The sequence below is a fragment of the Clostridioides sp. LIBA-2809 genome (assembly GCF_056688965.1).
On record NZ_CP197004.1, the window covers coordinates 1146838 to 1162426 of the forward strand.

A 15589-nucleotide genomic window follows, 5' to 3' on the forward strand; every position below is an offset into this window, starting at 1 on the left:
TACATCAATATATTGTTTAAAATATTGATTGAAAAAAGTTAAAACAATATATAGTAGTAAATAGTTATTAAAAATAAAATTAAGAGGAAAGTGATATGAGTGAATGATAAATTAAAATATTTTTCTTATAGTCAAAATTCAATTAACACATATAAATCATGTCCATTGAAGTTTAAATATAAATATATTGATAGAATAAATTGGAAAAATGATGATATTGGTAGTAGAGAGTATTATGAAAGTTTAAAAACAGGAAGAGATTTTCATTTAATTTGCGAAAGATATTTTAGTAATATACCCCTTGGAATCTATTCTAATGAAGGTGATAAAAATAGTAAAAAATTTTTAAAATGGATTGAAAATATAAAAAAAGTAGTTCCTATTAAAGAAGATAAAATATATCTACCAGAATATGAAGTAAGGATGACTTTAAAAGAAGATATAATACAGGCAAAGTATGATTTAGTTGTAATTGGAAAAGACAGTATAGAGATATGGGACTGGAAAACTGAGTCTAAAAAGATTGACTATAAAAATGTAGAAAATAGAATACAAACAATTGTTTATATGTTTTTAGCAAAAGAAGTAATCCCAAAAGTTTTAAAAATGGACATAAATGTTAAAGATATAAATATGAGATACTATCAACCTGAATTTGATGACCTACCAATCATCATTTCATATGACGAGGAAAAGCATGAAGCAAATAAAAATAAAATTCAAACTTATATAAGTATGATAAAGAATACTAATTATGAAGAACATACATACGAAGACAATCTATACAATGATATAGAAAAGGTATATAATAAAGAAGAACGTATGTGCTATAGAAACAAGAATCATTGCAAGTATTGTGAATTCAATAAATTATGTAATGGTAAAGAAATAGATTATAGTATTTTGGAGGCGGAAATTTATGGGACTTAGGTTTATATTAGGTAGAGGTGGAAGTGGAAAATCTACTTATATACTAGATGAAATTAAAAGAGAAGCTCAAAAAAATGAAACTACATCAATTATACTTTTAGTTCCAGAACAATACACATTTGAGGCTGAAAATAGAGTAAGTAAACTATTTTTAGGTAAAGAAAAAGATAAGTATTTAAGAGTTAGGGTGCTTAGTTTCAAAACACTAAGTAATATAGTTTTTTCTCAAGCAGGAGGATTAACCGATGTAAATATAAATTCTAGTGGAAAAGCAATGATGGTATATAGAGCAATTGAAGATGTAAGTGAAGAATTAAATGTATTTTCAAAATCAAAGTCACAATCTGGTTTTGTAAGTTCAATTACAGATATGATATCAGAAATGAAACAGTATAATATAAGTCCTGAGATGTTAGAGAATATATCTGGAGAATTAGATAATGAGACTTTAAGCCTAAAATTAAAAGACATAAGTAAGATATATAATTCTTTTGAAGGAAAACTACATGAAAATTACGTAGATGCTCAAGATATGCTAACTTCATTGGCAAATAGGATAGAATTAAGTAGTTATTTAGAAGGAGCTTGTATTTATATAGATGAATTTACAGGTTTTACACCAAATCAGTACAATGTAATAAAGAGCATATTAAACAAAACTAAAAATGTCAGTATTTCTTTGACTGTTGATGATATTAATTATATTGGATATAGTAAAGCAGATGTATTTTCTAGAACTAAATTTACTTATTCAAAATTAACTCAATTGTGCAATGAAGAAGGAATAAAAATACTACCACAAGTAAATTTGAATACAGGTATTATAAAAAGATTTGAGGAAATTAAAGAATTACAACACTTAGAAAAATTTTATAATGCTTATCCATATAAAACATATTTAAAACCAACTGAAAATATAAAAATCAAAGAATTTAATAATTTATATTCAGAGGTAGAAGAAATAGCTAAAGAAATTGTACATTTAGTTAGAGATAAGAATGTTAGATATAGAGATATAACTATTGCTACAAGAGATTTAAATAGATATGATTTTTTAGTACACTCTATATTTAACCAATATAATATACCAAATTTTATAGATAAGAAGAGAGAAGCAAAAAGTAATCCAATAGTTATTTTAATTATTTCAGCTTTAGAAATGAAAAATAGACGATATGGATATGAGACTATGTTTAGATATTTAAAAAGTGGACTTATAGGAATTGATAATAATGATATAAATTTACTAGAAAATTATGTACTGGCTAATGGAATTAAAGGTAAGAAATGGTTTGATGAAAAATGGGATTATAGAATAACACAGAGTCTTTCTAGTGAAGAAAGTGAATTTGAGCTAGAATTAAAAGACAAAATAAATGAAATAAAAAATAGAGTATTAGAGCCAATAATCACTTTACAAGAAAAATTAAAAGGAAAAAATAGAGTAAAAGAAATATGTAAATATATATATGAATTTTTACTAGATATAAATATGCCAGAAACTATAGAAAGTTTAATAGTAAATTTTAAAGACAAAGGGGAACTTGATGTTGCCAATCAATACTCACAAGTTTGGGATATAGTAGTGGATGTACTAGACCAAATGGTCGAGCTTATGGGTGATGAAATAATTTCTTTAGAAAAATTTATAAAACTGATAACTTTAGGTTTTGATGAATATGAATTAGGACTAGTTCCTCCTAGTATAGACCAGGTACTTGTAAGTAGTATTGATAGAATGAAAAATCCAAATACTAAATATTTATATCTAATTGGAACTACTGATGGTGTATTTCCTCTGATTACAAAGGATAGTGGGATATTGAGTGATAATGATAGAGAAAGCCTTGGAAGTAAAGGAATTGAAGTTGACATTGATAGTAAAACTAGAAGTTTTGAAGAACAATTTCTAGTATATAAGGCTCTTACCTCTACATCTGAGAATTTAATCATAACATATCCGATATCTGACCATGAGGGTAAAACTCTTAGACCATCAATAATTATATCAAGACTTAAAAAGATATTTCCAAATATAGAAAATAAAAGTTATTTAGTAGAAGAAGATAAGCAAAATGATGAAGATGTACTAAAAAAAATAACTGTTAAATCACCTACATTTAATGAACTTATAAATGTAATAAAAAATTATGATAGTGATAGTTATAATAAAGAAGATATTAATAGTATTTGGCTAGATATATATAGATATTATCTAAAGGATGAAATGTATAGTTCCATAACAAAAAAGGTTATAAAAGGTCTTAGTTATACTAATCAAGTTCATAAGATTGAAGAGAAAAAGATAAGGTCGTTATATAAAAGTAATTCTCTCAGTATATCTAGGCTTGAAAAATATGCAGAGTGCCCATTTGCTTATTTTATACAGTACGGTTTAAAAGCTCGAAAACGTAAAGAATACTCATTTACACCACCAGATTTGGGAACTTTCATTCACAATATTTTAGATAGATTTTCAAAGGAGCTTTCACAAGATAATTTATCTTGGAGAGACATTGATGAAAAGTATATAGAATTAAAGATAGATATAATAGTTGATGAAATAATTTCAAAGATACCAGGGTATATATTAAATAGTTCAGAAAGGTACAAATATCTTGCATATAGATTAAAAAATATGTTGACAACTGCTGTAGATATAATCAGTCAACAAATAAAACAAGGTTCATTTGAGCCAATAGATTATGAAGTTAATTTTGGAAGAGACGGAAAATATCCTCCTATAAAAATAGTATTAGACAATGGAGAAGAAGTAAATCTAATTGGGCAAATAGACAGAGTTGATGAATTTAAAGAAGGAGAAAATAAATATATAAGAATAGTAGATTATAAGTCAGGTAATAAATCCATAAGTTTGACAGAAATATATTATGGTCTACAATTACAATTACTTGTGTATTTAGATGCAATCCTTGAAAGTGTAAAAGGTGAAGATATAAATATAAATCCAGCTGCAATATTATATTGTAGAATAAATAATCCAATAGCAAAATTTAATGAAGACAAAGATGATGAAGAAATACAAGAAGCAATACTAAAAGAGCTTAGAATGAAAGGGCTTGTAATAAAAGATTCACATATAATAAAAGAAATGGATAAATCATTAATAGATGGAGAACGAAAAAATTCTTTAGTAATACCAGTAGGTCTTACTAAAGATGGAAATGTAGGTAAAAGTACATCAGCAGTAACTTATGAGGATTTTAAACTACTTAGAAAATATGTAAAACATGCTATAAAAGATTTATGTGAGGACATGTTGAGTGGAGAAATATGTATAGCCCCATATAAACATAAAGATGGAACATCATGTGATTTTTGTGATTATTCAGCCATATGTCAATTTGATTCAACTATGAAAGATAATAAATATAAAATTCTAAACAATAAAAGCAATGAAGAGATAATAAAAATGATGAAAGGAGATGTTGATTAGTGAGTTCTCCTAAATGGACAAAAGAGCAACTAGAAGTCATAGAAAGTAGAGACTGCAATTTATTGGTTGCAGCAGCTGCTGGGTCAGGAAAAACAGCAGTACTAGTTGAGCGTATAATTCAAATGATAACAAGTAGGGAAAATCCAATCGATATAGATAAGTTATTAGTTGTTACATTTACTAATGCTGCTGCATCAGAGATGAGAGAGAGAATAGGTGATGCTATAGGAAAATCACTAGATGAAAATCCAGAAAATAAACATTTACAAAATCAACTGGTTCTATTGAATAAATCTAGCATTACAACAATACACTCATTTTGTTTGGATGTTATAAAATCAAACTTTCATAGAATAAACTTAGACCCTAATTTTAGAATAGGAGACCAAACTGAATGTGCTATTTTGAAACAAGAAGCAATAGAAGATGTATTTGAAACCTTGTATGAAGAAAGAAATGAGGGATTTTTAAATTTAGTTGAAAGTTATGCAGAAAGAGGAGGAGACAAGGAAGTACAAGATATTATTTTAGGAATATACTCATTTGCAATGGCTTCTCCTAAACCTAAAAAATGGTTAATTGATTCAGCAGAGAGATTTAATATCGATGAGGATTTTGATTTTTCACAGTCTATTTGGGCTAGAGCTATATTAGATACTGTAAAAATAGAAATTAATGGTCTTTGTTTAAATATGGAAAAGGCATTAAAAGAAGTTGAATCAATAGAAGAATTAGAAACTTTTGCAGAAAAGTTAGCTATTGAGTATAAAAAAATAGTAGATATTTCAGAAGCATGTAATAAATCCTGGAATGAAGCGTATGAAAAGATGGCAGGTATGTCTTTTGAAAACTATGTAAAAGGAATAAAAAGAATCCCGAAAGATGCTCCTTCATATATAAAAGAATCAAAAGAAAAAGCAAAGTCTATGAGAGATAAAGCTAAAAAATCTTTAGAAAGTATAGTAAATGCTACATTCAATAAAGATAATGACTCAATTAAAGAAGAAATAAAATATCTTTATAATATAGTCAAGCCTATATCTAATATTGTACTGAGATTTGAAGAGGAATATAGTAATAAGAAAAGCGAAAAAGGAATAATAGATTTTAATGATATAGAGCATTTTGCCTTAAATATACTAACAAATGTAGATGAAGAAGGTAATATTATACCTTCTGATATAGCATTGGGATATAGAAAGAGGTTTTATGAGATATTTATAGATGAATATCAAGATAGTAATCTAGTGCAGGAAGTATTGCTTAAAGCTGTGGCTAACACAGAAACACCAAATAGGTTTATGGTTGGAGATGTAAAGCAGAGTATATATAGATTTAGACAAGCAAAGCCAGAATTATTTTTACAAAAGTACAATAACTACAATGATAAAAAGGGAAGTTCTCATAGAAAAATAATGCTTTATAAAAACTTTAGAAGTAGAGCAGAAGTTGTAGATGCTGTAAATTATATATTTGAAAATATAATGAACGAAAATATAGGAGAAATTGAATATACGGAAAAAGAAAGACTAAATTTGGGAGCTGATTTTAAGTTAGACACAGATGAAACCTCTATTGTTGGTGGAGCAACAGAAATACATCTTATACAAAAAGATAATAAACTTGATGATGATATTATAAATAATAAAGATGATAATGCCAATAATGAAGAAAATGAATTAGAAGAAGAAGAAAAGTTAGATAATATACAACTTGAAGCTAGAATGGTTGGAAAGATTATCAAAGATTTAATGAAAGTTAACGAAGATGGAAAAATTCAAAAAGTATACGATAAAGGAATTGATGGATATAGACCTGTTGAATTTAGAGATATAGTGATTCTTTTAAGAGCTACATCTGCATGGGCTCCAGTGTTTGCAGATGAATTGATGAATATGGATATACCAACCTATGCAGATGTTGGAGTAGGGTATTTTGATACAATTGAAATAAAAACTATATTATCATTACTTCAAATAATAGATAATCCAATACAAGATATACCACTTATATCTGTATTAAAATCTCCTATATTTGGATTTACGCCAGAGGATTTGATTGATATTAGAATTCAGAACAAAGATAAGACTTTTTATGAGGTTTTAGAAAGTACATCAGAGTATGACGAGTTTACGGATTATCAAAATGAAAATAAGTCTGAGTTTGTACCAAGTAAAGAATGTATAAGTAAAAGCAAGGATTTTTTTGTTAAATTAAAGGACTTTAAAGAAAAATCAATGTACATGAGTACCGACGAATTTATCTGGTATTTGTACACAAAGACTGGATACTATGCTTATGTTGGAGCATTACCAGGTGGAAGTCAAAGACAAGCTAATTTAAAAGTACTGTTTGAAAGAGCAAAACAATTTGAAGAAACTAGCTTTAAGGGAATATTCAACTTTGTAAATTTTATAGAAAAATTAAAAAAATCCAGTTCTGATATGGGAAGTGCAAAGACACTTGGTGAAAATGCAAATGTTGTTAGGATAATGAGTATCCATAAAAGTAAAGGATTAGAATTTCCAGTAGTTATATGTTCTGCAATGGGTAAAAATTTCAATACTCAAGACTTTAAAAAGAGTATTTTATATCATCATAATTTAGGGTATGGACCTCAGTTTGTGGACTATGAAAGACGAATCTCTTTTCCAAGTATAGCCAAAGAAGCATTAAAAAGTAAAATAAATATAGAAAATTTATCAGAAGAGATGAGAGTTTTATATGTTGCATTTACAAGAGCTAAAGAAAAATTAATTATAACAGGTTCTACTAGAAATATACAAGATAGTATAAAAAGATGGGCAAATGGAATTGAAGGTCTGGATACAATATCACAATACGAGATATTAAAAGGTAAAAATTTTCTGGATTGGATAATGCCTTGTGTATTAAAACATAAGGATTTGTCTAATTTATTGGAAGAAGTAGGCTTAGATGCAGTCTTTAATGTTGACCATAATTCAAAATGGAGTGGAAAACTATGGAACAAGAATGATGTCTTAATAGAAAGAAAGACTAATGAAGAAAATGAAAGTATTGAAGAAATCCTTGAAAAAATAGATGTAGATAAGCATGACAGTGATTATTATACTGAAATAGAAGGAAAATTAAATTATGTATATCCATATGAGTTTAGTACAAGAAAACCTGCTAGTATATCTGTTACAGAAATAAAAAAAATACAAAATAACTATGAAGAAGAATTAATAAATACTATCTTTGAACAAAAAGTAATACTAAAAAAACCTCTATTTATTCAAAATGATGAAGAAAGAGAAAAGATAAATGGAGCAGAAAGAGGTACAATAGTCCATTTAGTTATGGAAGTTTTAGACTTAAAAAAAGTAAATACTGTAAATGATATAAAGTTACAAATAAAAAGCCTTATTTCAAAAGGCGTAATAACAGAAAAACAAGCTAGTATAGTAAATCCATATAAAATATATAAGTTTTTTGCTTCCGACATAGGGAAAAGAATGCTGAATGCTGAACTTATAAATAGAGAAAAATCAATTTATGCACAAGTGAATATGAAAGATATATATATTTATGAAGAATTGATAAAAAATGATGATAAAAAACTTTATGATAAAGAAAGTGTCATGTTAAGAGGTATAGTTGATGCTTATTTTGAGGAAGATAATCAAATAGTTTTAGTTGATTATAAAACCGACTTTGTAAATGAAGAAAATATAAACCAAATAATAGAGAAATATAAAAAACAACTAGATTTATATGCAGATGTTATTGAAACTCTAACTGGGAAGTCAGTAAAAGAAAAATGTATATATTTATTTGGTGTTGATGAAGCTGTTTGTTATTAGTTTTTTTATATAAATTAAACATAAAGGTAGAGGAAGGGGAAAAGATGAGATTTATTCATACATCAGATTGGCATCTAGGGAAATCCCTAGAGGGCCATTCTAGAATTGAGGAACAAGCAAAGTTTTGTGAGGAATTTATAAAAATAGTAGAATCAAATGAAATTGATATGGTTGTAATTGCGGGAGATATATATGATACCTCGAATCCTCCAGCACAAGCAGAAAAACTGTTTTATCAAACTGTTTCAAAACTTGCTAATAATGGGCAAAGGTGTGTATTAATAATTTCAGGAAACCATGATAATCCAGAGAGACTTTCTGCAATAACACCTCTAGCACATGAACAAGGAATACTTATATTTGGATATCCATCAAGTTCTACAACCAAAGCTAAGTATGAAAGATTTGAAATAACAGATTCAATACAAGGATGCACAACACTAGATATAAATGGAGAAAGTGTTGTAATTGCTACATTACCTTATCCAAGTGAAAAAAGGTTAAATGAAGTTTTTTCAAGTGAAGATGATTTGGAAAAACAAAAAACTTATTCTGAAAAAGTAGGCAATATATTTAAAAGTTTAGAAGAAAATTTTAGAAGTGATACTATAAATATAGCAGTATCACATATATTTGTAATAGGTGGAGAGAGTACTGAATCAGAAAGACCAATACAACTGGGGGGGAGTTTTTTGGTCGAAAGAAAAGACTTACCAGAAAAAGCTCAATATACTGCATTAGGACATTTGCATAAACAACAAAAAGCTTCTGAACGTTTAAATGCATACTATTCAGGTTCTCCACTTCAATATAGTAAAGATGAAAGAGCATATACAAAAGGTGCATACATAGTGGATATAAAAGCTGGTGAAAAACCAATAATCGAGGAAGTATATTTTAATAATTATAAACCTATAGAAGTATTTAAATGTAATGGTATAGAAGAAGCTTTAGATATATGTGAGCAAAATCAAGATAGAGATATTTGGTCATACTTTGAAATAAATACCGATGAGATAATATCACAGAATGAAATAAAAAAAATGAAGGAATTATTAAAAGACATAATAGAAATAAAACCAATAATAACATCTTGTTATGAACAAGAAAGTGTAGATATAAAAGAAAAGTCTATGGCAGAGTTATTTAAAGAATTTTATTCTTTTAGTAGGGGTGTAGAGCCAAAAGGGGAGCTTATGGATTTGTTTCTAGATATAATAAGTGAAGAGGGTGAATCAGCAGATGAGACCAATTAGGTTAGAAGTTACAGGACTTAATAGCTACATTGATAAACAAGTTATAGACTTTGAAAAGCTAATTGAAAGAGGTTTGTTTGGGATATTTGGAACTACTGGAAGTGGAAAATCTACAATTTTAGATGCAATAACCATTGCTATGTATGGAAATATATCCAGAAATACAAAAGAATATATAAATAGCGTATGTGATAAGGCAATTATATCGTATGAATTTGAGATAGGAAGTAAAAATACTAGAAGAAGGTATATTGTAGATAGGACTATTGCTAGAAGTAAAACAGGGACAAAGACTTCTAATGCTAGATTAATAGAGATATTGAATGACAATACTAAAAATGTTTTAGCTGATAAGGTTGTGGAAGTGAATGAAAAAGTAGCTCAAGTTGTAGGATTAACAGCTAATGATTTTACTAGGTCAGTAGTTTTGCCACAAGATAAATTTAATGAGTTTCTAAGATTGTCACGTGCGGATAGAAGAGATATGCTAGAGAGAATTTTCAATCTTGAGAAATATGGAAGAAGTCTTGGAGAAAAAGTAAAAAAGAGAAAAAATCTACATTTACAAAATTTAAAAGATTTAAAATCAAAATTAAGTCAATATGATGGAATTACAGAAGAAGTATACAACAATATAAACCAAGAATTAATAGAATTAAAACAAATAGAAAAAGAGAAGAATAAAGCTTTAGATTTGGCTCAGAAATCCTATGAAGAGAGTAAGGCAGTATATGAAGAGCAATTAAAATTAGAGAAAAATGAGAGTAGAAAAAATGAACTTAATTTAAAAAGTAACGAGATAAAGGAAAAAACTACTACTGTAGAAAGTGATAATAATGCAAGAAAAGTAGACCCATACATAGGCTCTGTTCAAAATCTAGAAAAAAAAATAAATGAAGATAGCTTTACTGTAAATAATTTAGAAAAGAAATTAGTGATATTAAATCAAGAACTTGAGGTCATAAAAAATAGATATGAAAAAATAAGTAGAATTAAAAATGAAGAAGTCCCTAAGTTAAGTGAAGAAAAAATAAGGTTACAACAGGCAATAAAACTAGAAGAGGAGTTAGTTTTACTGGATAAAGAGTTAAAAGAGTTAAAAGAAAATGGAATTAATTTAAATAAGAATAAAGTAGAATTAGAAAAAGTAAAACAAGAGGCTGAATCTAGAAAAGATGCAGTAATTAAGTCCATAAAAGAAGTTGAAGGAAAAATTGATAAAGTAAATATAAGTGCTGAATTAAAGCAAAAGATATTTTTAGCATATGAATATGAGAAAGATTATAATAAGGTCTTAGAAGAGAAGAATCAAAAAATAAATAAATTAGAAGAAATACTAAAAGAGACAGAAGACATAAATTTAAAAATCAGATATATTGATAAAGATAAAAATGATACAAAACGTAATTTAGACAATTTATCTCTTCACTTAGATGTTCTTCTTAAAAAATGTCCTGGTAAGAGTGCAGATTTACTTTTAAAATCTGAATATGTAACTGAATTAAGAAATAAAGCAAACAATACTAAAGAAAATGAAATTAAGAAGAATAGTATACAAGATGAATTAAAGATAGTACTAGAAAGCAAGTTTAATACTGAAAGAGAAATAAATTTACTAAATGAGAAACTTGAAAATAATAGAAAAAACAGAGAAGACTTGGAAAAAGAGCTAGAAGAACTAAAATATTTAAATTTAGCATCTGAACTTAGACGTGAGTTAAAAGAAAATATGCCATGCCCAGTTTGTGGGTCAAAACATCATGAAAACCATAATATAACCAAATATGATGAAAATATAGCTTTTGTCAAAGAAAAACTAGAGAAACAGGAAAAAGAAAAATTAAGTATAAGACGCAATATAGAGGAATTAAATGCTAAAGTAAGTGGATATTTGTCTGTAGAAAAAATGAAAACTAAAGAATTGGAAGATGTAAAAGGAAAGCTAGGTGATATTCCATCTAGTCAATTATTAAAAAAGCTTGATGACGAACAAAGAAAACTTGCTTTGCTTAAATCTAACATTCAAGAATGGGAGAAAGAGAAAGAAGATACCGAAAATAAGATAACTTTGGTTAAAGAAGAAAAGAATAAGGTTGAAAAAGAAGAATTAAAAATAAAAGAAAGCTTGAATAACTATAAGAAATTAACGAGAGACTTAAATACAGAGATAGAAAGTCTAGAAAATAAATGTAGAAAACTAAAACAGGAGTATATAGGGTTAAAGACGATTACTAAAGTTTCTAATTTATCATCAAAGGTAGAAGAAATAAGAGAAAATGAAAAAAAATTAGAATTATTAAGCACTGGATACTCAAAGTTGTTAAAAAATAGAGACTCATTAGACCTTAAAATAAGAGAAAATGAAAGTAAACTACATGAGATAGAGATAGAGTTAATAAGAGCTAGAGAATTATATGTAGAAAAAAAAGTGCATAGAGAAAATAAGTATAAAGAAGTTATTAACATAACTAAGGGTGATTTGGCTAAAAATCTTTTACATAATGTTGAAGAAAATATATGTAAGATATTAGAACAAGAAGAATCAAGTAGAAAAAAATTAGAAGAGCAAAGATTAGAGTATGAAAAAAATATTGCTGAAAAACACAATATAGATGGTAGGCTTAAAACAGCTAGAGAGCAATATAAAGAACAAAAATTAATATTAAATGGATTACTAGCAGAAAATAAATTTGAAAGTATATATGCAGTAAAGAGAGCTTTATTAGATGGCGATGAAATAAAAAAATTAATTGAAGAGATATTAGAGTATGAAGAAGAACAAAAATTATTGACATTTAAAATAAAGTCATCAAAAGAAAAGTTAAATGGAAGGACTGTAAAGAAGGAATACTTTGAGCAATTAAAAGACGAGATTTATAATCTAAAAGTTGAGATAGGTAATATATCGAAAGATATTGGAGCTAATCAAAATAAGCTAATAACATTAAAAGACTCTTTAGATAAGATAAATGATTTTAATAAAGAACTTAAAGTGGTTGAACATCAGGTAGATTTATTAGAGGAATTAGATAAATGTGTGCAAGGAAATAAGTTTGTAGAATATGTTTCTACAAACCAATTAAAATATATCGCTTTGGAAGCATCAAAAAGATTGGAAAGAATAACAAAAGGAAGATATGCACTTGAAATTGATTCGACACTGAATTTTGTAATGAGAGATAATTTTAATGGAGGAGAAAGACGAAGTATTGATACCCTATCTGGTGGAGAAACATTCTTAACTTCTCTATCACTAGCACTTGCTCTTTCATCTCAGATACAATTAAAGGGAAGTGCACCTCTAGAATTCTTCTTTTTAGATGAAGGTTTTGGCTCACTAGACAGTGAACTTTTAGAAATTGTTATAGAATCCTTGGAAAGATTGCATAGTAATAATCTAAGTGTGGGTATAATAAGTCATGTCGAGGAACTTAAAAATAGAGTTCCTGTTAAGTTAATAGTTTCATCTAGTGAGGCTGGAGTAGGTTCTCAAGTAAAAATTGAATATAGTTAAAAACATATGTTAATTGAATATATTATCTAATATTTCCAAAAAATATATAATTGTGATATAATTAAAACTAATATTAAAGTTATTTATAATTAATATTAATATAAAAACATGTAATTAGGAGTGTGGTAAGTGTTGGAATCGCCCAATAATTTGATTCAGATTATATTTTTAATAGTATTACTTATGGGGTCTGCATTTTTCTCAGCATCTGAAACGGCTTTAATGTCATTGAGTAAAATCAGAATCAGATATATGCAAGATGAAGGAGTTAAAGGAGCTAAGTTAGTAAGTTCATTAATAGAAAATCCAAATAAACTTTTAAGTTCTATATTAGTTGGAAATAACGTCGTAAATATAGCAGCAACATCCATATCAACATCTTTATTTATAGGATTAATGGGAGAAAAAGGAGTGGCACTTGCTACAGCTGTTATGACAGTGTTAGTATTAATATTTGGTGAAATCACTCCAAAGACAATAGCAGCAAGTAATTCAGAAAAGGTTTCTCTATTAGTATCCAAACCTATAAAAGTAATTATATTTATATTAAGACCAATAGTATGGGTATTTAACATAATCACAAGTGTTATATTTAAATTATTCGGTATAACAAATAAAGGAGCCAAATCATTCATAACTGAAGAAGAATTAAAAACCATGGTAAATGTAAGCCATGAAGAAGGCGTCCTTGAAATGGAAGAAAGAGAAATCATAAATAATGTATTTGAATTTGGAGATATGCAAGCTAAAAATGCAATGATACAAAGAATAGATATGGTAGCTATAGATATGGAAGATAGTTATGATGAGATAATACAGGTATTTAAAACTGAAAAATTGAGTAGAATGCCTGTGTATGAAGAGACTATAGATGATATTGTAGGAATACTTAATATAAAAGACATTATATTTTTATCAGATGAAGAAATAGAATCATTTGACATTAAAAACTATATGAGAGAGCCCTTTTTCACATATGAATTCAAAAAAATAACACAACTTCTTGAAGAGATGAAGCTTGAAAAAAGCCAAATGGCCATAGTTGTAGACGAATATGGTGGAACATCTGGTCTTTTAACTATAGAAGATTTAGTAGAAGTGATTGTTGGCGATATAGAGGATGAATATGATGAAGAAGAAGATGAAATACAGGTTATAAAAGAAGATGAGTATATTGTAGATGGAAGTACTAAAATTGGTGATGTTAATGAACTTATTGGTGTAAACTTAGAATCTGAAGAATTTGATTCTATAGGTGGATTTATAATTGGACATTTGAGCAGATTGCCAGAAGAGAATGAAGTAATTGAAGTCGATAATATAAGATTTTGTATAGAGAGTATAGAAAAAAATAGAATTAAAAAAATAAGAATATATACATAATGTGATAATGTTCTTAAATATTATAAGTGCATGTAATATAAAAGTTAAATTTTATATTACATGCACTTATTTTTATTTTATATTCAAATAAAACTAGTATGAAATGGACAAAATAAAAATATAAATTAGAAGAAAGGAGATTTTTAAGATGAGCATACTAGAGAATAATTTCTTATACAAATTAAAAAATAATACTATCTTTTTTTGTATATATACATTTTTATTTATTTTTATTTATAAAGCTTTTCCATACATAGCTCCATTTTTTTTAGGTGGTATAATAGCACTTATGATTAATCCTATATCACAAAAATTAGAAAATAAGTTCCACATAAACAAAGGTGTATCTACACTAGTTCTAAGTTTTCTTGCAGTTGCCATAGTGAGTACAGTTACTACAATAATAGTAATAAACTCAGTAAAAGAACTAATGGGATTTTTAAATAACATATCTACTAATCCTGAAGATATAAGCAATACTATTATGTATTTCTTAAATAAAATAAATGATTTTATGAAAACATTTCAAGAAATAGCTAATTTTGATGTAGAGCAATTAGTAAATAAATTTAGTGGTGAAGTGATGCAAATTACAAAAAATCTTCTTACAAGTATTCTTGGATTAGCTACTTCCATCCCATATATTATAATATTTATAATTACTTTGTTTATTGCTACATATTTTATAGCAAAAGATTTAGATAAAATTGAAAATAATTTTTACAATATGTTTACTACTGATGTTAGAAAGAAGGTAAAAAACGTAAAAAAAGAAGCAGGTCTTTCTCTTGTTGGATATATAAGGGCTTATACAATACTCATGGCTATAACATTTTTTGCAATCTGGGGGAGTTTTGCTTTATTTGGATTGAAATATGGTTTGATAGTAGGGTTTGTGGGAGCTTTAATGGATTTAATTCCATTTCTAGGTATTATAACAATATACCTTCCAGTGATTGTTTACTATTTTCTTATAAAAAATTATTTTATAGCTATAAGTATGACTGTAATATTTTTTATCTTATCTTTAATTAGAGAAATACTAGAACCTAAACTAGTATCAGTAAATGTTGGATTAAATCCACTTGCGACGCTTGCTGCAATTTTTATTGGAATCCAAGTAAAAGGAATAATTGGCGTAATTTTTTGTTTGGGTTTGGTATGTATGCATGATATACTTAAGAAGGTGGATATTTTTTAATTATAGTAAGTCAGAAATTTT

The 15589-nt window shown here is 27.1% G+C and carries 7 protein-coding genes; all 7 read left to right on the forward strand.

Annotation, left to right across the window (positions count from 1 at the left end; all coding sequences use genetic code 11):
- Positions 1 to 99 precede the first annotated feature (99 nt).
- Positions 100 to 930 (forward strand): PD-(D/E)XK nuclease family protein, encoded by an 831-nt coding sequence (locus ACTG44_RS05535; RefSeq protein ID WP_479921444.1) that lies wholly within the window; start codon positions 100 to 102, stop codon positions 928 to 930.
- A complete protein-coding gene (gene addB, locus ACTG44_RS05540; RefSeq protein ID WP_479921445.1) occupies positions 920 to 4387 on the forward strand; it encodes a helicase-exonuclease AddAB subunit AddB in 3468 nt (1155 codons plus the stop codon). The genes ACTG44_RS05535 and addB overlap by 11 nt, the downstream gene beginning before the upstream one ends.
- Complete coding sequence (gene addA, locus ACTG44_RS05545; protein WP_479921446.1) at positions 4387 to 8214, forward strand: helicase-exonuclease AddAB subunit AddA; 3828 nt, start codon at positions 4387 to 4389, stop codon at positions 8212 to 8214. Before addB ends, addA begins: the two co-directional genes overlap by 1 nt.
- Positions 8215 to 8258: 44 nt before the next feature.
- On the forward strand, positions 8259 to 9470 hold the full coding sequence (locus tag ACTG44_RS05550; protein WP_479918352.1) for an exonuclease SbcCD subunit D: 1212 nt from the start codon (positions 8259 to 8261) through the stop codon (positions 9468 to 9470).
- Positions 9457 to 12984 (forward strand): AAA family ATPase, encoded by a 3528-nt coding sequence (locus ACTG44_RS05555; RefSeq protein WP_479918353.1) that lies wholly within the window; start codon positions 9457 to 9459, stop codon positions 12982 to 12984. The genes ACTG44_RS05550 and ACTG44_RS05555 overlap by 14 nt, the downstream gene beginning before the upstream one ends.
- 129 nt (positions 12985 to 13113) lie before the next feature.
- Complete coding sequence (locus tag ACTG44_RS05560) at positions 13114 to 14367, forward strand: hemolysin family protein (RefSeq protein WP_052328874.1); 1254 nt, start codon at positions 13114 to 13116, stop codon at positions 14365 to 14367.
- A gap of 148 nt (positions 14368 to 14515) precedes the next feature.
- Positions 14516 to 15568, forward strand: coding sequence for a sporulation integral membrane protein YtvI (gene ytvI / locus ACTG44_RS05565; RefSeq protein WP_021383852.1), 1053 nt, complete (start codon positions 14516 to 14518; stop codon positions 15566 to 15568).
- Positions 15569 to 15589 lie beyond the last annotated feature (21 nt).

What these genes read in the sequence shown, in the direction of transcription:
- ACTG44_RS05555 (WP_479918353.1), top strand. Translation starts at nt 9,457, where the DNA reads ATGAGACCAATTAGGTTAGAAGTTACAGGACTTAATAGCTACATTGAT.
- ACTG44_RS05550 (WP_479918352.1), top strand. Translation starts at nt 8,259, where the DNA reads ATGAGATTTATTCATACATCAGATTGGCATCTAGGGAAATCCCTAGAG.
- ytvI (WP_021383852.1), top strand. Translation starts at nt 14,516, where the DNA reads ATGAGCATACTAGAGAATAATTTCTTATACAAATTAAAAAATAATACT.
- addB (WP_479921445.1), top strand. Translation starts at nt 920, where the DNA reads ATGGGACTTAGGTTTATATTAGGTAGAGGTGGAAGTGGAAAATCTACT.